This is a genomic window from Cellulosimicrobium sp. PMB13, from assembly GCF_051294865.1.
Classification (GTDB): domain Bacteria; phylum Actinomycetota; class Actinomycetes; order Actinomycetales; family Cellulomonadaceae; genus Cellulosimicrobium.
This window is the reverse complement of the sequence record NZ_CP145910.1, coordinates 1,626,593-1,644,643: the sequence shown is the minus strand read 5'-3', so window position 1 is coordinate 1,644,643 and position 18,051 is coordinate 1,626,593. Positions and strand designations below refer to the sequence as shown.

The 18,051-nt window shown below is 75.4% G+C and carries 18 protein-coding genes; 9 read left to right on the top strand and 9 right to left on the bottom strand.

Translation table 11 applies throughout. The annotated features are described in order from the left end of the window. Nucleotides 1–132 precede the first annotated feature (132 nt). The 4 genes from V5D56_RS07675 to V5D56_RS07660 all read right to left on the bottom strand — a co-directional run bounded on the left by V5D56_RS07675 (nucleotide 133) and on the right by V5D56_RS07660 (nucleotide 2,655). The gene (locus V5D56_RS07675) at nucleotides 133–1,407 is read right to left on the bottom strand and encodes a prolyl oligopeptidase family serine peptidase (protein ID WP_435738451.1); all 1,275 of its coding nucleotides are present in this window, start codon (nucleotides 1,405–1,407) and stop codon (nucleotides 133–135) included. Nucleotides 1,408–1,532: 125 nt separating this feature from the next. Then, nucleotides 1,533–1,931, bottom strand: a complete 399-nt coding sequence (locus V5D56_RS07670; protein ID WP_435738450.1) for an Rv3654c family TadE-like protein — start codon at nucleotides 1,929–1,931, stop codon at nucleotides 1,533–1,535. After that, complete coding sequence (locus V5D56_RS07665; protein ID WP_435738449.1) at nucleotides 1,928–2,329, bottom strand: TadE family type IV pilus minor pilin; 402 nt, start codon at nucleotides 2,327–2,329, stop codon at nucleotides 1,928–1,930. Before V5D56_RS07665 ends, V5D56_RS07670 begins: the two co-directional genes overlap by 4 nt. A gap of 2 nt (nucleotides 2,330–2,331) precedes the next feature. Next, entirely contained in the window at nucleotides 2,332–2,655 is a 324-nt protein-coding gene (locus tag V5D56_RS07660; protein WP_435738448.1) for a DUF4244 domain-containing protein, read from the bottom strand. A 300-nt stretch (nucleotides 2,656–2,955) separates the two neighbouring features. Here V5D56_RS07660 and V5D56_RS07655 point away from each other — a divergent pair, with 300 nt between their 5' ends. The 3 genes from V5D56_RS07655 to V5D56_RS07645 are packed head-to-tail and all read left to right on the top strand — an operon-like array spanning nucleotide 2,956 to nucleotide 4,987. Further along, complete coding sequence (locus tag V5D56_RS07655) at nucleotides 2,956–3,372, top strand: YciI family protein (RefSeq protein ID WP_435738447.1); 417 nt, start codon at nucleotides 2,956–2,958, stop codon at nucleotides 3,370–3,372. Continuing rightward, complete coding sequence (locus V5D56_RS07650) at nucleotides 3,369–3,716, top strand: YciI family protein (RefSeq protein WP_435738446.1); 348 nt, start codon at nucleotides 3,369–3,371, stop codon at nucleotides 3,714–3,716. The genes V5D56_RS07655 and V5D56_RS07650 overlap by 4 nt, the downstream gene beginning before the upstream one ends. Then, nucleotides 3,713–4,987 carry an RNA polymerase sigma factor gene (locus V5D56_RS07645; RefSeq protein WP_435738445.1) on the top strand — a complete coding sequence of 425 codons (1,275 nt, stop codon included), beginning with the start codon at nucleotides 3,713–3,715 and terminating at the stop codon, nucleotides 4,985–4,987. Before V5D56_RS07650 ends, V5D56_RS07645 begins: the two co-directional genes overlap by 4 nt. A gap of 6 nt (nucleotides 4,988–4,993) precedes the next feature. Here V5D56_RS07645 and V5D56_RS07640 read toward each other — a convergent pair whose 3' ends face one another. The 4 genes from V5D56_RS07640 to V5D56_RS07625 all read right to left on the bottom strand — a co-directional run bounded on the left by V5D56_RS07640 (nucleotide 4,994) and on the right by V5D56_RS07625 (nucleotide 8,418). Beyond that, nucleotides 4,994–5,638, bottom strand: a complete 645-nt coding sequence (locus V5D56_RS07640) for a type II secretion system F family protein (protein WP_435738444.1) — start codon at nucleotides 5,636–5,638, stop codon at nucleotides 4,994–4,996. Beyond that, nucleotides 5,635–6,342, bottom strand: a complete 708-nt coding sequence (locus V5D56_RS07635) for a hypothetical protein (protein WP_435738443.1) — start codon at nucleotides 6,340–6,342, stop codon at nucleotides 5,635–5,637. The genes V5D56_RS07640 and V5D56_RS07635 overlap by 4 nt, the downstream gene beginning before the upstream one ends. Nucleotides 6,343–6,421: 79 nt before the next feature. Then, the gene (locus tag V5D56_RS07630; protein ID WP_435738442.1) at nucleotides 6,422–7,696 is read right to left on the bottom strand and encodes a TadA family conjugal transfer-associated ATPase; all 1,275 of its coding nucleotides are present in this window, start codon (nucleotides 7,694–7,696) and stop codon (nucleotides 6,422–6,424) included. After that, complete coding sequence (locus tag V5D56_RS07625; protein ID WP_435738441.1) at nucleotides 7,693–8,418, bottom strand: pilus assembly protein FlpE; 726 nt, start codon at nucleotides 8,416–8,418, stop codon at nucleotides 7,693–7,695. Before V5D56_RS07625 ends, V5D56_RS07630 begins: the two co-directional genes overlap by 4 nt. A gap of 207 nt (nucleotides 8,419–8,625) precedes the next feature. Between V5D56_RS07625 and V5D56_RS07620 the strand changes: the two genes are divergently transcribed. The 6 genes from V5D56_RS07620 to V5D56_RS07595 all read left to right on the top strand — a co-directional run bounded on the left by V5D56_RS07620 (nucleotide 8,626) and on the right by V5D56_RS07595 (nucleotide 15,456). Continuing rightward, nucleotides 8,626–9,459: an HAD family hydrolase gene (locus V5D56_RS07620; protein WP_435738440.1), complete on the top strand. Its 834-nt coding sequence runs from the start codon at nucleotides 8,626–8,628 to the stop codon at nucleotides 9,457–9,459. A gap of 350 nt (nucleotides 9,460–9,809) precedes the next feature. Further along, on the top strand, nucleotides 9,810–11,297 hold the full coding sequence (locus V5D56_RS07615; protein WP_435738439.1) for an NAD-dependent malic enzyme: 1,488 nt from the start codon (nucleotides 9,810–9,812) through the stop codon (nucleotides 11,295–11,297). Nucleotides 11,298–11,299: 2 nt separating this feature from the next. Beyond that, complete coding sequence (locus tag V5D56_RS07610) at nucleotides 11,300–12,115, top strand: TrmH family RNA methyltransferase (protein ID WP_435738438.1); 816 nt, start codon at nucleotides 11,300–11,302, stop codon at nucleotides 12,113–12,115. Between the two features lie 183 nt (nucleotides 12,116–12,298). Continuing rightward, complete coding sequence (locus V5D56_RS07605) at nucleotides 12,299–12,841, top strand: alternate-type signal peptide domain-containing protein (protein ID WP_435738437.1); 543 nt, start codon at nucleotides 12,299–12,301, stop codon at nucleotides 12,839–12,841. A 123-nt stretch (nucleotides 12,842–12,964) separates the two neighbouring features. Next, the gene (locus tag V5D56_RS07600) at nucleotides 12,965–14,752 is read left to right on the top strand and encodes a BspA family leucine-rich repeat surface protein (protein WP_435738436.1); all 1,788 of its coding nucleotides are present in this window, start codon (nucleotides 12,965–12,967) and stop codon (nucleotides 14,750–14,752) included. Next, nucleotides 14,749–15,456 carry a signal peptidase I gene (locus V5D56_RS07595; RefSeq protein WP_435738435.1) on the top strand — a complete coding sequence of 236 codons (708 nt, stop codon included), beginning with the start codon at nucleotides 14,749–14,751 and terminating at the stop codon, nucleotides 15,454–15,456. The genes V5D56_RS07600 and V5D56_RS07595 overlap by 4 nt, the downstream gene beginning before the upstream one ends. On the opposite strand, the gene V5D56_RS07590 is transcribed toward V5D56_RS07595, so the two are convergent. Beyond that, nucleotides 15,430–17,967 (bottom strand): LuxR C-terminal-related transcriptional regulator, encoded by a 2,538-nt coding sequence (locus tag V5D56_RS07590; protein WP_435738434.1) that lies wholly within the window; start codon nucleotides 17,965–17,967, stop codon nucleotides 15,430–15,432. The genes V5D56_RS07595 and V5D56_RS07590 overlap by 27 nt on opposite strands. Nucleotides 17,968–18,051: the final 84 nt, after the last annotated feature.

Here is an 18,051-nt window from a genome sequence, read left to right as displayed (position 1 = left end):
CGCGCGTCAGTGCCCGCGGGTGCTGACGTCGACGACAGCCCGCAGCCGCGCGGGGGTGGGCCGCGACGACGGCCGCGGGCTGCGGCCGCCGTCGCGCAGGATCGACGTCGACGTCACCCCCACCGGCGCTGCTCAGTCGTCGAGCGCCTGCTGCGCCGTCCACTCCCAGAGGCTGAGGCCCTCCGGCGTGGTCGGGGCGTTGCGTGCCTGATAGATCCACGACCAGTGCCCGGGATAGGTCACGCCGTCCCACGTCACGTCGTCGTACAGCGACAGGATCGAGCCGGGCAGCTGCTCGTGCGCCCACACGCTGGTCTGCGCGTACGGGACGGTGGGGTCGTTGCGCGCGTGGACGAACCACGTCGGCGTGCCCGCCAGCGCGGCGATCTCGGTCGCGTCGATGCGGTAGGTGCCGCCCGTGTAGTACGCCGGCGCCGAGACGGCGAGGGACGCGAAGTCGTCCGGGTAGGCGGCCACCAGCCGGGTCGCCATGTACCCGCCGGCGGAGGCGCCGGCGACGTGGATGCGATCGGTGTCGACCTTGTACCGGTCGGCGATCTCGTCGATCAGGGCCCGCAGCCTCTCCTGGTAGCCGGCGGCGTCCGCGTTGTACCAGGTGTCCGGGACCTGCGGCACGAGCACGTAGGCACCGCCGAGGACCTGCTGCGCCTCCGGTGTCGCGAACCCGAGCGCGCCGCGGTTGGCACGCAGCGGCGGCTCGTTGTCGTAGTAGCCGCCCAGGCCTCCCTCGCCGTTGCCGTGGAGCCAGACGACGAGCGGCCGGTCGCCGCCGCCGCGCCGGTCCGGCGTGAACAGGCGGTAGTTGAGCCCCGTCGCGGACACCCCGGCGCGGAACGCGTCGACCTCCGGGTCGACGAGGTCGCCCTGGACGAAGCCGCGGATCGTCACGTCGCGGCCGTTGCGCAGCTCGAGCGGGGCGTTCTGCACGACCGTGTACGTCAGGTCGAGCAGCACGTTGCGCCCGGCCACGGGCTGGTAGGTGAGCGTGTCCGCGCCCGGCGTACCGAACCCGGACGCGAGCTCCAGGTGGAGGTCGCCCGAACGGGTCAGCTGCACGTCGGTGACGGTCCGCTCGACGTCGTACACCAGCTGGGGACGACCGCCGCGGTCGACACCGTCCGGGTAGGCACCGACGGCCCGCACGGTGAACGTGCCGGTGCCCAGCGACGCCGGGTCGATCCCGCGGAGCCGGTGCGCGTCGATCGTGAGGCCCGTGACCTGCTGGCCGGAGTCGAGCACCTCGGCGTCGAGCGTGAAGGTGGTCTCGGCGACGCGGCCCGGTGGGTCGTCGCGGGGCACGGCGACGCTCGGCGTGGTGACGGCGGCGAGCGCGAGGGTCGCGACGGCGGCCGACGCGATGCGCCAGCGGTGCGGCAGGACATGCATGGGGTGCCTCCGGATCATCGTTGACCACGCCCGACAGCAGGCGCGAGGACCCGTCGAACGCTACCGACATCTCCCCGGCTCGCCAGGAGACGGACCACCGCGGTGGGGCACGGGGCGCCCGGTGATCACCCGTTCGCGGAGGTCGCCGGGCCGGCACGCGCGGCCGCCGTGGCCTCGCCGAGCGCGACGCCGAGCACCGAGACCGTCGGCCCCGACACGACGTCGACGCGGACGGAGCCCGCTCCCGTCTCTGCGCACGCCACGACCCGCACGCCGTTGCGGCCCGCCGTCTCGCGGGCACGTCCGCACGGTTCCCAGCCGTCGCGCAGCGCCGTGGCGGCCGCGAGCGCCGCCAGGTCCGCTCCGGCCTGGGCCCGACCTCGCGCGGCCTGTGCCTGCGCCAGTCCTCCGAGCGCGACGAGGACCACGAGCAGGCAGGCGACGATCCCGAGCACGAGCACCGTGCCCGCGCCGCGCTCGCGGTCCCGCGCGTCCGGTCCGTGTCCTCCCGGCCGCCCTCTCACGGTTCGACGCGCGCAACGGCGTGCCCGCTCGCTCGCAGCGGCGCGGCCGAGAGCCAGCCGCCGACGACGGGCGAGCTCACCGTGACCTCGACCCACGGCTCGCCGCGCACGACGGTCACCTGTGCGCCGTCGCCCGCCACGTGCTGGGCGGTCGAGCGCACGGTCGCGTCGTCCTCGCCGATCGCCGCCGCCCGCGCGCCCGCCCTCGCCGCGTCCGCGGAGCGCATCTGGGCGCCCGCGGCCGCGGCGAGGGTGAGCACGGCGACGAGGACGAGCACGACCGCCGGGAGCGCGACCGCCAGCTCTGCCGTGACGGCACCGCGCTCGCGTGCCTCCGCGACCGGGCTCCACCGACCGGAGAGGGTCGCGGCGGACCGCCGTGCCCGTTCCCGCCGCACGATCAGCCCAGCGAGAGCGCGCTGCGGACGATGCCGAGCAGCATCTCGCGCACCTCGCCGCTCCGGAGCACGACGATCAGCAGCCCGGCGAAGCCCGCGGCCGCGACGGTCGCGATCGCGTACTCCGCGGTCGCGAGGCCGGCCTCCCGGCCGTCCGTGCCGCCGGTGAGCCGTGCGAGCACGCGTCCGGCCGTCGTACCGGACCCCGCGGCCCAGCCCCTTCCCACGGTCCTGGCCTGGGGCACCGCCTGGGACACCGCCGTCGCCTCCGGCACCACGTTCCCCACCGACAGCCCGGTCCTCGTCATCGTCGTTGGCGTCGTCATGACTCTCTCCCCTTCTCGTGGCCCGCGGTCGCGGGCGGTGCGCCCACTCTGGCGAGTCCGGTCGAGACGTCGCGCGAGGCGACGGTCCCGCGGTGGACGGGACACCCGAGGACCGGGCCTGTGGACGGCCAGGACCGGCGCCCGCGCGCGCACGCCGTCGTGCCGGTCCCGAGAACGGCCGCGCGATCTCTGCCAGAGTGGTGTCGATCTGCGCCGGCCTCGCGCGTCATCACCACGAGACCTCGACCGAGGTCCTCCGTCCGGACCGACCGGACGGCGGCACGACGTCAGGAGACGACCATGAGCACCGAGTACGTCATCCTCATCCACGACGACGAGAGCGCATGGGTGGACCCGTCACCCGAGCTGCGCGCAGCGACCTACGCACGGCACGACGAGTTCGCTCGTCTGGCCGCGGCCGAAGGGCACCGGATCACGGGCGGGGGCGAGCTGCACAAGACGTTCACCGCGCGCGTCGTCCGGCCCGGGGCGACACCGGACCAGGCGCTCGTCACCGACGGGCCGTTCGCCGAGCTCGCCGAGCAGGTCGGCGGGTACTACGTCGTCGAGTCGTCCGACCTCGACGGCCTCGTGCGTGCGCTCGCCACCGCGTTCGCGGGCAGCCCCGAGTCGTTCGAGATCCGGCCCGTCGTCTCCGAGGCGGAGCACGCGGCCGGTCAGGACGCGAGCGCCGACGTGGCCGGGGTCGGCGCGTGAGGTTCCTGCTGCTCCTGTGCGAGGACGAGCAGGTCTGGGCGGGGCTGCGTGACGCGCACCGCGACGAGTACCTCCGGCGCCACGACGACTTCGCCGCGGCGGTGCGCGCGCGGGGGACGATCGTGTCCGCCGAGGCGCTGGCGCCCGTCGCCGCGGCGACGACCCTGCGGCGCGACGACGACCGGCTCGCGGTGACCGAGGGCCCGTTCGCGGAGACCGTGGAGCAGGTCGGCGGTTTCTACCTGGTCGACCTGCCCGACCTCGACGCCGTGCTGGACGCCGTCGCCCTCCTGCCGCCCTACACGGTCGAGGTCCGGCCCGTGGTCGACGTCGACGACCTGTGAGCACGGTGGGGACGCCGCCGACCGCGCAAGAAGCGCTCGCCGCGGCCTGGCGCGAGCACTGGGCACGGCTCCTCGCCGCGCTCGTGGCCCGCTACCGCCGTCCGGACCTCGCGGAGGACGCGCTGGCCGACGCGTTCGCGGCCGCCGCCCGGACCTGGCCGGCCGACGGCGTCCCCGCCAACCCCGCCGGCTGGCTGCGCACCGCGGCCGGCCGGCGGGTCCTGGACCGGCTCCGCGCGGAGGCGGTCGCCCTCCGGAAGGAACCGCTCATGGTCGTGGAGGAACGTGGCCGTCCCGGCCCTCCGGAGCCGGGCGAGGACCCCGACGAGGGTGCGCACGTCCCCGACGAGCGTCTGCGGCTCGTCTTCGCGTGCTCCCACCCTGCCCTCGCCCCCGAGGCCCGCGCGGCGCTCACGCTCCGGTTCGTCGCGGGTCTCGGCGTGCCCGACCTCGCACGGTTGTTCCTCGTCCCGGAGGCGACCATGGCGGCACGCGTCACGCGCGCGAAGAAGCGGCTCGCGGCGTCGGGCATCCCGTTCGCCGTGCCTCCGCCCGAGCACCTCGACGAACGGCTCGACCTCGTCGCGACGGTGCTCTACCTCGCGTTCACCGCCGGCTACGCGCCCGGTACGGGACCCGACCTGGTCCGCGTCGCGCTCGCGGGCGAGGCGATCCGCCTGGTCCGCCTCCTCGACGAGCTGCTGCCGGGCCGGCCCGTCGTCCGCGCGCTCCTCGCGCTCCTCGTGCTCCAGCACTCGCGCCGCGACGCGCGCACCGGCCCTGACGGCACGCTCGTCCTGCTCGCGGACCAGGACCGCTCCCGGTGGCACGCCGACGAGATCGCCGTCGGGCTCGCGGTCCTCTCCTCCGTGCCCGACGACGTCACCGGGCTCGCGCGGGACTACCTCCTCCAGGCGCGGGTCGCCGCGGAGCACGCCGTCGCGCGCACCGCGGGAGCGACGGACTGGGCAGCCATCGCGTCGCACTACGCCGCTCTCGAGGACCACACCGGCTCGCCCGTCGTCCGCCTCGCACGTGCCGTCGCAGTCGCCGAGTCCTCGGGGCCCGAGGCCGGGCTCGTCCTGCTCGACGGTCTCGACGCCGCGCTGCCCCACCACCACCGGCTCCTCGCCGTGCGCGGCGAGCTCCTCGCGCGTGCCGGACGCGTCGACGCCGCCGTCGCCGCGCTGGAGCTCGCGATCGAGCGGTGCGCCAACGGCGCGGAACGCGCGCACCTCGAGCGTCGTCGGCGGGAGGTCGCCGGCGGGTGAAGCCCGTCAGCCACCGAGCACCCCGGAGCCCAGCGAGAGCAGCACGGGCAGCAGGCCCACGAGGACGAACGCCGGCAGGAAGCACGCGCCGAGCGGCAGGACGAGATGGACGCCGAGCCGCGCCGCGGCAGTGCGTGCGGCCGCCGCACGCTCCTGCCGCAGCGCGTCTCCCGCCGCCCGCAGCGAGCCGACCGGCCCCGCCCCGTGCAGCCAGGCCGGCCGCAGGGCACGACGCACCACGTCGAGCCGTCGCGGGACGTCGACCCACGCGCCGTCCCAGCTGGACCCGAGCACGAGCGCGGCGCTCGCCCGGCGCAGGCACGCGCCGTCGGACCCACCGACCGCGACGCCCACGGCGTCGAGGGCCCGGGGTACGGACGCCCCGGCCCGCACCGCCGCCGCGAGGAGCTCGAGGATCACGCCGGTGTCGATCGCTCCCTCCGCCTCGGGCCGTCGGCCGCGGACGGGTTCGCCCGTCCGCCCACCACCCGCCCGTCCGCCCATCCCCCGACCACCGGTCCCGCGCCGGCCGAGCGCGCGCGACACCCCCGCGAGCCGGGCGGCCCGGCGACCGGTGACGGATCGGGCCAACCACCACGGTGACGACGCGACGAGGACGCAGCCGATGACGACCACCACGAGCGCGTTCACGCGTCCTCCCCCGCGGCACGCGCCCTGTCGACCAGCCGCGCGGACCACGCCCGCCCGACCGCGAGCAGCAGGACGCCGAGCAGCACGCCGACCGTCCCGATCCCGCCGTCGAGGGCCGTGGCGACCGGGTCGGCACCGAGCACGTAGCCGAGCAGGACGCCGACGGCGGGAAGCCAGAGCAGCACGCGCGTCGTCGCACGCGGCCCGGCGAGCGCCGCGTCCCGCGCCGCACGCGCCTCGGCCTCGGCGGCGATCGACGCCGCGACCTCGTCCAGCACGGTGGCGAGCGGTGCGCCGACGTCGCCCGCGAGCCGGCACGCCGCCACCACGGCCCGGGCCGTGGCGGCACCGCCCACGTGGACGGCCAGGTCGGCCGTGCGCGGCGTCCCGGTCGCGTCGACCCGTGCACCGGTCGTGCGCTCCCACGCGGCCCCGGGCGGCTGGCCCGCGCGCAGGAGAGCACCGACCTGGGACACGACGAGACGCACGGCCTCCGCCTCGGCCGGGCCGTCCCGACGTCGGCTCCTCGTCCGGGCGTCCCGGCCCGCCTCGCCGGGCCGTGCCCCTCCGACCCGCACGCCGCCGGCTCCCGCACCGCGCGTCCCCGCGACGTCGCCGCGCACGGCCACCGACGCCCGGCGCCCGCCGGGGTCGACGGCGCACCACACGGCGAGCGCGACCAGCAAGCCCACGGCGGCCGTCACCCCGACGCCACCGACGCCACGCCGACAGGGCGCGCGGACGCACCGGTGGGCAGGGCGCCCGTCCGAACGCGCCGCGCACTCATGCGGACCACCGGCGCACCAGCTCGTCCCAGGCAGGGCCCGGTCGGGGATCACCGCGACCGTCCCACGCCGCGGCCAGGTCGACGACCAGACCGGTCCGGTCGTCCCGGCGGACGAGGCCGACCTGGGCGAGGAACCGTCGACGGGCGGACTCGACACCGCCACGCCGCAGGTGCAGCACGACGTCGAGGCCGCTCGCGGCCTGCGCGGCCAGCGCGGCGCGGTCCATCCCGGCGAGCGCCGCGAGCGCCTCCAGCCGCGCAGGGATCACCCCGACGTCGTTGGCGTGGATCGTCGCGAGACCGCCCTCGTGCCCGGTGTTCAGCGCCATGAGGACCTCACGGACCTCGGCCCCACGGCACTCGCCCAGCACGATCCGGTCCGGCCGCATCCGCAGCGCGGCCCGCACCAGGTCGGCGAGCTCGACGGCGCCCGCACCGTCGACGTTCGGGCGCCGGGCGGTGAGCGGCACGACGTGCGGGTGGTCCGGCACGAGCTCGCGCGCCTCCTCGACGCACACGACGCGCTCGTCGTGCGGGACGAGCGCGAGCAGGGCGGCGAGCAGCGTCGTCTTGCCCGTGCCCGTGCCGCCGGACACGAGCACCGAGGCGCGCCGCGCGACGAGCACGCGCAGGAGCGGCTCCCACGCGGGCGGGACGGTGCCGTGCGCGACGAGCTCCGGGAGCCCGAACGCCCTCGGCCGCAGCACGCGCAGCGAGATGACCGCGCCCGCCGCGCACACCGGCGCGACGACGGCATGCAGGCGCGTCCCGTCCGGCAGCCGCGCGTCCACGACGGGGCTCGCGTCGTCGAGCCGTCCACCGCCGGCCGCGGCGAGCCGGGTGGCGAGCGCGCGCACGTCGTCGGGGCCACCGAGCGACACCGCCACGCGCTCGAGGCCCGAGCCCCGGTCGACCCACACGTCGTCCGGTCCGTTGACCAGCACGTCGGTGACACCGGGCTCCTCGAGCAGGTGCTGCAGCGGCCCGGCCCCGTAGAGCTCCGCGCGCGCGGCGCGGGTCAGCTCGCGCAGCGCCGTCGAGCCGATCACCCGGCCCGACGCCCGGAGCGCGTCGGCGAGCCGGGCGTCGACGAGGCGGGACTCGTCACGCGCTGTGCCGTCGAGCGCGGTGCCGTCGCGCCCCGTGCCGTCGAGCACGGCGCGGTCGAGCCCCGTGCCGTCGCGGCCGGTGAGGTCGGCACCGGGCCCCAGCCCTGCGCGCGCGAGCCGGTCCCGCACGCCGTCGAGCAGGTCGGCGGTCGTGGACGTCATGACCGCCTCCCGGGACCGAGATAGCGCGCGGCGAGCACCCGGCCGGCACGCTCGACGTGTCCGCCCGCCGGGCACGGTCCGTGGCCGCGCTCGACCGACCCCGCCACCCGGCGGTCCCAGCGGACGCTCGCCGCGACGTCGAGGCCGACGGCGTGCGACACCTCCGCCGCGGACAGCCGTCCCGGCGCGGGGTGCCGCACGACGAGCGCGGCCGGACGGCCCGCGAGGTGCGTGCCGAGGGCGACCGCCCCGCCGACGGCGGGGACGTCGAGCGGCGTGACGACGAGCACCTCGTCGCACGCGGCGAGCAGCTCGTCGACCGGCCGCCCCAGGGTCGCGCGCCCGACGTCGAGCACGACGAGGCCACCGCGCGGGACGACGTCCTCGGCCAGGGCCGCGACGACGTCCACCACGCTCTCGGGGTCCGCGCCTCCCTCGGTCGTCGCGCTGACCACAGCCACGTCGGACCAGCAGGGCAGCCGGTCGAGGAGGTCGACGCCGTCGAGGCGGCCTCTCGCGTCGCCCAGCTCGGGCCAGCGCACGCCGGGCTCGTCCTCGACACCGAGCAGCACGTCGAGCCCGGCTCCCGCACCGGCGAGGTCGACGAGGCACGCTGGCGCTCGCCGTCGGACGACGGCCCGGGCGAGGGCGGACGCGACGACGCTGGCCCCCGCGCCGCCTCGCGCCGCGACGACCCCCACCACCGCACCCGTGCTGCCCATGCGTCCTCCGTCCGTGCGTCCCGCCCGCCCCGTGCGGGCCCTTGCGGCTCGTGGCCGGGGGCCGGAGCGAGCGCCGACCTGCCGGGACCTGACGCGCACACCCTGGACCGTCCGGGAGAGGTCGCGCGACCCGCCCGGCGCGACCTGTGGACGAATCTCCCCACGCCGGGCCTGTGGACGGCCACGCTGCGCCGCTAGGCTCACCGCGTGACCTCGCCGACGGACCACTCGCCACCGCGCACCGACGGTCGCGTCGCCGCGTTCTTCGACCTCGACAAGACGATCATCGCGACGTCGTCGGCCGCCGCGTTCTCCCGCCCGTTCTTCGCGGGCGGCCTCATCAACCGCGCGGACGTGCTGCGCAGCGCCTACGCGCACTTCCTCTTCATGGTGGGCGGCGCGGACGCCGACCAGACGGAGCGGATGCGCGCGCACCTGTCGAACCTCGTCACGGGCTGGGACGTCGCGACCGTCTCGCGCATCGTCGAGGAGACGCTGCACGAGCACATCGACCCCGTCGTGTACGCGGAGGCGGTCGAGCTCATCGACTCCCACCACGCGCACGGGCACGACGTGGTGGTCGTCTCGGCGTCCGGCAGCGAGGTCGTCGAGCCGATCGCGGCCGTGCTGGGCGCCGACCACGCCATCTCGTCGCGCATGGCGATCGAGGACGGTCGCTACACGGGCGGGATCGACTTCTACGCGTACGGCGAGAACAAGGCCGCCGCGATCCGCGAGCTCGCCGAGCGCGAGGGCTACGACCTCGGCGCGAGCTATGCCTACTCCGACTCCGTCACCGACGCGCCGATGCTCGCGGAGGTGGGCCACGCGTCGGTCGTGAACCCCGACCGGGCACTGCGCCGCCTGGCCGCGGAGCACGGGTGGGGCGTCCTGGCGTTCACCAAGCCGGTCGCGCTGCGCTCCCACCTCTCCCCGAGGACGCCGGCGCTCGCCGCCACAGGCCTCGTCACCCTCGCGGTGGTGGGCTGGCTCGTGTGGCGTGCGGTGCGGCGTCGGCGCCGGAGCGCGCCGGAGGCCTGACCACCGCGTGCCAGGGACGTCCCGGACCAACCTCGCGAGGCGGGCTCGAACACGGGTAGAACACGCTGTGAGGGTCTGCCCGGGGGCTTGCGGTCGCGGCCTCGCGGGGCTCTCATGGAGGGACAACAGCATCGCGGCGGTACCCACGCGCAGGTAGTCCACGCGGAGGACTCGCTGACCGGGCGGGAGGGCCATGGCGGCCCCCCGAGGCCGTTGCAGCGGCTACGAACCGAGCACGCCTTGATAGCCACCGAGATGCTGGCGGGACGGCGCCCGAGAGGGCGCCGTCGTCGTGTCTGTACATGCCGGCCGCCCGACGGCGGCGCGACCCTGGGCCGATACTGGTCCTCATGACCTCTGCGCCGAGCGTGTCCTCCTCCATCACCGTCCGCCTGCAGGTCGAGGCGCGACCCACGGCCGTGAGCGAGCTGACGACCGCGATCGAGCACACGGGCGGCATCGTCTCCGCGCTCGACGTCACGGCGTCCGGCCACGAGCGCATCACGGTCGACGTCACGGTCGCCACGCGCGGCGAGGACCACGCCGGGGAGATCGTCGAGGCGCTGCGCGCGCTGCCCGGCGTGGACGTCGAGCGGGTCTCGGACCGCACGTTCCTGCTGCACCTCGGCGGCAAGCTGAAGATCGAGTCCAAGGTGCCGATCCGCAACCGCGACGACCTGTCGATGATCTACACGCCCGGCGTCGCGCGCGTGTGCGAGGCCATCGCGGCCAAGCCCGACGACGCGCGCCGCCTCACGATCAAGCGCAACACCGTCGCGGTGGTCACCGACGGGTCGGCGGTGCTCGGGCTCGGCGACATCGGCCCGCTCGCGTCGCTGCCGGTCATGGAGGGCAAGGCCGCGCTGTTCAAGCGGTTCGCGGACATCGACGCGTTCCCCATCGCGCTCGACACGACCGACGTCGACGAGATCGTCCGCACGGTCAAGGCCATCGCCCCGGTCTTCGCGGGCATCAACCTCGAGGACATCTCGGCGCCGCGCTGCTTCGAGATCGAGGCGCGGCTGCGCGCCGAGCTGGACATCCCGGTGTTCCACGACGACCAGCACGGGACGGCGATCGTCGCGCTCGCCGCCCTGACGAACGCGCTCAAGGTCGTGGGCAAGTCGCTGCCGGACGTGCGGATCGTCCTCTCGGGCGCGGGGGCGGCAGGGACCGCGGTGCTCAAGCTGCTCCTCGCCGCGGGAGCGCACGACGTCGTGGTCGCCGACGTGGAGGGCGTCGTCCACCCGGGCCGGCCCGGGCTGTCGCCGTCGCTCGCGTGGACCGCGGTGAGCACCAACCCGCGCGGCGTCACGGGCACCCTCAAGGACGCCGTCGTGGACGCCGACGTCTTCGTCGGCGTCTCGGCCCCCGACGTCATCGCGGGCGACGACGTCGCGCGCATGGCCCCCGACGCGATCGTCTTCGCGATGGCGAACCCGCGCCCCGAGGTCGACCCCGTCGAGGCGGCGAGGTACGCCGCGATCGTCGGCACCGGGCGGTCCGACTTCGCGAACCAGATCAACAACGTCCTCGCGTTCCCCGGCGTGTTCCGCGGCCTGCTCGACGCGCAGTCGCACGTCATCACCGACCGCATGCTGCTCGCGGCGGCGCGCGCGCTCGCGTCGGCGATCCACGAGGACCAGCTCAACCCGACGTACATCATCCCGAGCGTCTTCAACCCCGAGGTGACGAGCCTGGTCGCCGCCGCCGTCGAGCGGGCCGCGCGGGAGGGGGACGAGACCGAGCCGGCCGCCCTGACCGGCGGCGTCCCACGCGTCGGCCCTGCGTCCGGCCCGTCCTCGGCCTCGGCCCCGACCACCGCCACGGAGGCCTGAGCATGCAGCGCGTCACGACCCGCAACGCCGCGTTCCAGCAGTGGGAGGCGCTGCTCACCAACCGGACCAAGCGCCACCGCGCGGGCGAGATGGTCGTCCAGGGCGTCCGGCCGATCACCGTCGCCGTCGAGTCCGGGTGGACGGTCCGCACGTGGCTCGTCGACGCCGACCGGTCGCTGTCGACGTGGGCGCACTCGATGCTCGACCGGGTCCGCGCGCACACGTTCGCCGTGTCGACCCCGCTGATGCGCGAGCTCGGCGGCAAGGACGACGACGCGCCCGAGCTGCTCGCCGTCGTCGAGATGCCGCCGGACGACCTCGGCCGGATCGCGGTGGGCACCGCCTTCCTCGGGGTCGTCCTGGACCGTCCCACCAGCCCCGGCAACGTCGGGACGGTGGCCCGCTCGCTCGACGCGTTCGGTGGCACGGGCCTCGTCGTCGCGGGCCACGCGGCCGACCCGTACGACCCCCGCGCCGTGCGCGCGAGCACCGGCTCGATCTTCTCGGTGCCGACGGTGCGCGTGCCGTCGGGGCGCGAGGTGCTCGACTGGGTCGCGGCGCAGCGCACCGCCGGGCTCCCCCTCACGCTCGTCGGCACGGACGAGCACGGCGACGTCGAGCTCGCCGCGCACGACCTCACCGGCCCGACGCTCGTCCTCACCGGGAACGAGACGACCGGCCTGAGCGCGGGGTGGCGCGAGGCGTGCGACGTCATGGTGAGCATCCCCATGCTCGGGTCGGCGAGCTCGCTCAACGCCGCGAGCGCCACGACGGTCGTGCTGTACGAGGCGGTGCGCCAGCGCCGGCCGCAGGGCTGATCCGAAGCAGTCACCCTCGAGGTTCCTCACGTTTCCACCATGCTCCGGTAAAGCCGCTGGTCAGGGAGCGTGGACTACCTACTCAGGCGCCCCCACGCCGCCGTGCGACGCCGCCCCGGAGGCAGGCTTCGGGTCAGAGGACGTGCACCGAGCACGGCCGACCACCTGAAGGGGACGCACACCATGACCACGACGACGAAGAACAACCACGGGGCCGTCAAGGGCTCGGTCGCCGCCGCGGCGGGCATCGCCGTCCTGCTCGGCGGGGCCGGCACGTTCGCGCTCTGGAACGCCAACGGGGCGATCGGCACCACGGGCACCGAGACCGGCAGCCTGACCGCCGAGTTCGGCGACTCCACGACGTGGGAGGACGTCACGGCGGGCGCCGCCAACCCGATCAGCGACATCACCGACTTCCGCATGGTGCCGGGCGACACGGTCGTCGGGACGACCACGGTCGACGTCACGGCCACCGGCGAGAACCTGCTGGTCGACGCGACGCTCGACTCCGAGGCCGCCGGCCTCCCCGAGGGCGTGACCGCGACCGTCGTCCTGACCGACGGCGGCACGGAGGTCACGAGCCTGCGGGGGTCGAACGCGGGTGAGACGTACAACCTCTCCGCCGCGGTCACCCTGACCTTCGACGCGAGCACTCCGGGCTCGATGACGGAGGCGGTCGACCTGAGCAAGGTCACGATCGACCTCCAGCAGCGCCTCAACGCCTGACCCACCCCGACCCCGCGGGCGGTGGCGGCCACGCCCCTGGCCCCGCCGCCCGCGGTCCTTCCCCCGCCCGCCCCGCGTCGACGGTCACCCACCGCGACGGCCAGCTCCTGAGACGGGAACCTCATGCGCCGAGACCACCGACAGCCCCCCACGACGACGCTGCGCGCGACCGCGCTCGCGGCCGCCGTGGCCGCCGCGACCGTCGCCTTGGTCCTCGGCGCGCCCGCGGCGGGGGCGTACGCGGCGTGGAACGAGACGACGCCGGTCGGGGGCGCCACGAGCACCGGTTCCCTCGGTCTCGACCAGGACGCGCTCTCCCCGGGGACCTGGACGCGGGACGGCGCGGCGTTCGACCCGGCGACCGGTCGGCTGACCGCCGGCACCACGCTCGCCTACGCGATCACGGACGTCCCGGTGACCGCGCTCGGGGACAACCTGGTCGCCAGTTTCACCGTCTCCGGGGCACGGGTCCCGACGGCGATCGCGGACCACGTCACGGTCGCCGTCGACACGCCGGCCCCTGTCCGGGGCTCCGCGTCCGACGCCGCCGGGCACCAGGACGTCGACCTCGCTCTCACCGTCACCGCGGACGCCGGCCTGCCGTCCGGCACGCAGACCGTCGACCTCACCGACCTCACCGTGACGCTCACGAACGGCCACGCGTGGTCGGACACCGCCAGCCTCGACGCAGGGACCCTCACGACAGGTCGCACCCCGGCTCCCGGCGGGTCGACCCTGTCGCTCATCTTCAGCCTCGCGCTCGACGACGACGGCGTGATCGGCTTCTACCTCGACGACCCGGCACCCGGCACCATGATCTCGTGGGGCGTCTGGGACGGCGGGACCGAGCGCAGGACGGAGGCCGTCGACGGGCTGAACTCGATGGACTACGGCGACCTCCAGACCAACCCGAACGTCGACGTCGTGGGTGCCTTCGACGGGTTCGGCTCGGCGGAGCAGACCGCGAGCCTCGTCGGCGCCCTGACCCACGTCTCGGGCTGGACCGAGGACTACGGCACGACGTCGGCGAGCTACGCCTTCAAGGACGCCGTCCACCTGCAGCACGTCAACGACTTCCCCGACACCCTCACGGACACGTCCTACGCCTTCCAGAACGCCGGCTCGGCCAACGACCCCGGTTCGTCGTCGTTCGAGCTGACGAACTGGGACTCGTCCCACGTCACCACGATGGCGCACATGTTCGACGGTGCGACCAACTACAAGCAGTACCAGCCGACCTGGGACACCTCGAGCGTCACGGACATGTCCTACATGTTCGCCAACACCGCGAGCTTCACAGGGCCGATCAGCTTCTCCAGCACCGCGCGCGTCACGACCATGGAGGGCATGTTCCAGAACGCGACGGCCTTCGTCGGCGCGTCCTGGTCGGAGGGCGCCCACATCCAGTTCTGGGACGTGTCGAGCGTGACGACCATGGCGCACATGTTCGAGGGCGCGACCTCGTTCGACCGCCGGCTCGACGCCTGGAACCCGTCGCAGGTCACCACGATGGAGGCCATGTTCCGCGGCGCGACGCGCTTCTCCCAGGACCTGAGCGGCTGGGACGTCGCGAGGGTCGGCAACCACGAGAGGTTCGCCGAGGGCTCGTCGCTCACGCCCGACCGGCTCCCCTGCTTCCCCGGCGCCGCCTGTGCGACGTCGCTGCTGACCGAGGGGCTGGCTGCGGACGAGCCCGCCGCCGACGACGCGGCGACCGCGACGACACCCGCGGAACCCGCGGAACCCGCGGAACCCGCGGACGAGGCGGCGCCCGGCCCGGGCGTCCCCGACCCGTCGGCCGAGGGCACGTCGTCGGGCACGGAGACGACCGAGCCCCCGGTGGAGCCGCAGGACCCGGTCGACGCGCCCGAGGACGCCGGGGCGCGCCACGAGGACGGAGAGGCAGAATGATCACGGCGCCGGCAGCTGCCGCGCGAGGACGTCGGGAGGTCGACATCAGCGCGGACGACGCCATCACACCGGTCCCGCACCCCGCGCCGGGCGCGGGACCTGACGAGCAGCACGCGCCCGGCCGCGCACCCCGGCGTCACGCGGTGCTGTCCGGGCTCTGGACCGGGATCACGTACGGCGTGCTCGCGCTGGTCCTGCTCCTCGCGACGCTGGTGATCGTCGTGCCGCGGCTCGTGGGCGGGATCCCGCTGACCATCCTCTCCGGTTCGATGGAGCCGAACCTGCCCGTCGGGTCGCTCGCCGTCGTCCGTCCGGTCGACCCGGCCGAGATCCGCATCGGCGACATCGTCACCTACCTGCCGAACCCGGAGGACCCGACGGCGGTCACGCACCGCGTGGTCGCGATCGACACGCACCAGGACGGGACGCGCACGTTCACGCTCCAGGGCGACGCCAACGCGAGCCCGGACGCCCCTGTGCAGGAGCACCAGGTGCGCGGGACCGTCGCGTACGCCGTGCCGTGGCTCGGCCACGTGAACTCGGCGGTCAACGGCGAGCAGCGTGCGATGGCGGTGTACGTCGTCGCGGGCGCCCTGTTCCTGTGGGCGGTCGTCCTGTGGTGGCGGGCCTGGCGCCGGCGGGCACGCGCCGCTGCACCCGACAGCCCGGTGGCGGCGTCAGCCGACGAGCGCCCGCCGGTCTGAGACCCCGAGCTTCTGCATGGCCCGGTACAGATGGTTCTCGACGGTGCGGACGGAGAGGAACAGACGGCTGGCGATCTCCCGGTTGGTGTGGCCGGAGCGCGCGAGGTCCACGATCTCGAGCTCGCGGGCGGTGAGACCGGCGGACTCCCCCTCCACCGGTCGCGCCGTCCGCGGGTCCGCACCGATCAGCACGGCCGCCTCCTCGGCGGTCAAGGGACGGCGACCCTCCTGCGCCGCCCGCTCCTGGGCGACCCTGACGGCGACACGCGCCAAGGGGCCCCGTGCACGGAGCACGGTCATGGCCTCGATCACGGCTCCGCTCGTGCCGTGGTCGAGGTACCGGTGCAGGCGCACCGCGGGTCCGAGGACGGGGAGCCGCGTCGCGGCGAACACCTCCTCCAGCCGTGCGAGACGCTCCTGCGGGAGCTGTTGCGGCGTCAACGCCCAGCAGAAGGCCGCCGACGCGACACGGCCTGTCCCCCACAGCTCCTCGCCCGCCTTCCACAGCGCGTCCGCGTCCGGGTCGCCGCCGGTCGCCGCCTCGACCTCGAGCCTGGCCCACGGCCGCATGAAGTCCATCGCCGGGGCGTAGGGGCGCGGGGTGCCGTCGAGCTCCTCCAGCAGGGTGCGGGCGAGCTCTGGTCGCCCGTCGCGCGCGTACAGGACCGCGGCGAGCGCGAACACCCGCTCGTCGAACGGGCTCTGGACCGGACCGCAGCGGCCGAGCCGCAGGACGACGCTCAGCGCCCGCCGTGCCCGCGCGTGCTCGCCGCGCAGGAACAACGCCGTCGCGAGGCAGCGCGACGCGAGCCGGATGCCGAACGGGCTGAGCTCGTCGTACGCGGCGCTGAGCCGCGAACGGGCCCAGCTCACGGCGTCGTCGACCTGCCCGACCAGGAGCAGCGCGTCGCCTCGCAGCGCGTCGAGCTGGTGCGTGAACGGCTGCTGCCGCGCCGAGCCCGTCCACGACCCGAGCAGCTCCAGCGCCCGGTCAGGCGCACCGTCCTCGATCGCCGCCTGCACCCGGAGGATGGTCGCGAGCCCGCGCAGGGAGTCGGGCACGTCCCGCTCGTCGTCGATGTCGGCGAGGTCGGGGACGACCGCGTCGTCGACCCCCCGCCGGTAGACCGCGTCGAGGTGGGCCAGGAACGGCTCGCGGGCGCCGGGGAGCACGAGCCGACCCGACGGACCGGGGTCGTGCAGCAGGCCCTCGCGAACCGTCCCCCCGCACTGTGCGGACCACTGGGCGCGCAGCAGCACGTACGCACCCACCTCGTCCGGGTCGTCGTCCGCGCCGGCGGAGGTGCCGGCGAACACCTCGTCGACGTCGACGGACACCAGTCCGTCCACGAGGTGGAGGCGCAGGAGCGGGAGCGCGCTGGCGACGTCCCTGCGCTCGGACCACGCCCGCGACCACAGCGCGGCGCGCGTGCGGACGGACTCGGTGATGATCGCGACCTGCTGGTGGACGGGGCGGTCGTCCGGCGCGACCGACTCGTCCTCGAGACCGCCGACGAGGCGTGGGCCCTGCTCGGGCGTCGGTACGTCCGTGCCGAGGATCTCGCCCGCTCGCTCGCGCAGGAGCGCGCGACGCGCCGGCGTGTGCCCGAGCCGCAGCGCGTGCCCGAGCACGGGCGGGCTGACGGCCACGGCGGGGTTCCGGGAGTGCTCGTCCACCGCGATCCGGCCCGCGTGGTCGAGCGCGCGCAGGACGTCGTCGCCCACCAGCATGCGTGCGTGGGCCAGGTCGAGGAGCCCGAACCACGCCAGGACGTCGAGCGCGGCGCGCTGGTCCGTGGGGAGGTGGCCGATCAGCGCGTGCACGACGGGCTCGGTGGGGACGGCCTCGAGGCTCCCCGTCTGCGCCCACCGTCCCTGGCTCTTCCCGACGGCGCCGGCCGCGAGCGCCGCCGCCGCCAGCATCTTCACCACGCGCGGGTTGCCGCCCGACCGTCCCGCCACCGCGGCGGCGAGCCCGACCTCCACGAGACCTCCGAGGGCGTCGGAGAGGAGGGCGACCGTCGCGTCCACGCCGACGGGAGGGACTCGCTCGACCACCGCACCGTTCGACAGCGGTGCTCCCGAGTCGGGCGCGCTCGCCGGGAGGGTCGTGACGACGCGGACCTGGTCGGGACGCTGCCTGACCGCTGCGGCCACGACCGTGAGGGAGGCCCGGTCGAGCAGGTGGACGTCGTCCACGAGGACGACGGCGGAGCGCGAGCCGAGTGCCTCGGCCAGCACGGCCACGGCCTCGGCCGGACCCGCGCGCCCGGAACGGGGCCGCAGGACGGGGTGCGTCGTGAAGGCTCCCAGGGGCACCGCGTCGCCGGTGCCCGCGCCGAGCAGCTCGACGACGGCAGCGCCCGACGCCCGCAGCGGCGCGACGAGCGCGCGCAGGACGGTCGACCGGCCGGAGCCGGTGTCGCCCACGAGCACGACGTCGTGGCCCGAGCGCACCCAGCGCACGACGGACGTCAGGACGTCCTGGTGGACGAACGTGCCGTTGCCCACTCGCGGCCTCCTCTTCCGTCCGGCGCCACCCCAGGATGGCAACAGGATCCCGGGACGGCGACCGCTGGCCGCGCTCCGGCAGGT

What these genes read in the sequence shown, in the direction of transcription:
- V5D56_RS07615 (WP_435738439.1), top strand. Translation starts at nt 9,810, where the DNA reads ATGACCTCTGCGCCGAGCGTGTCCTCCTCCATCACCGTCCGCCTGCAG.
- V5D56_RS07660 (WP_435738448.1), bottom strand. Translation starts at nt 2,655, where the DNA reads ATGACGACGCCAACGACGATGACGAGGACCGGGCTGTCGGTGGGGAAC.
- V5D56_RS07610 (WP_435738438.1), top strand. Translation starts at nt 11,300, where the DNA reads ATGCAGCGCGTCACGACCCGCAACGCCGCGTTCCAGCAGTGGGAGGCG.
- V5D56_RS07600 (WP_435738436.1), top strand. Translation starts at nt 12,965, where the DNA reads ATGCGCCGAGACCACCGACAGCCCCCCACGACGACGCTGCGCGCGACC.
- V5D56_RS07675 (WP_435738451.1), bottom strand. Translation starts at nt 1,407, where the DNA reads ATGCATGTCCTGCCGCACCGCTGGCGCATCGCGTCGGCCGCCGTCGCG.
- V5D56_RS07605 (WP_435738437.1), top strand. Translation starts at nt 12,299, where the DNA reads ATGACCACGACGACGAAGAACAACCACGGGGCCGTCAAGGGCTCGGTC.
- V5D56_RS07630 (WP_435738442.1), bottom strand. Translation starts at nt 7,696, where the DNA reads ATGACGTCCACGACCGCCGACCTGCTCGACGGCGTGCGGGACCGGCTC.
- V5D56_RS07625 (WP_435738441.1), bottom strand. Translation starts at nt 8,418, where the DNA reads ATGGGCAGCACGGGTGCGGTGGTGGGGGTCGTCGCGGCGCGAGGCGGC.
- V5D56_RS07595 (WP_435738435.1), top strand. Translation starts at nt 14,749, where the DNA reads ATGATCACGGCGCCGGCAGCTGCCGCGCGAGGACGTCGGGAGGTCGAC.
- V5D56_RS07655 (WP_435738447.1), top strand. Translation starts at nt 2,956, where the DNA reads ATGAGCACCGAGTACGTCATCCTCATCCACGACGACGAGAGCGCATGG.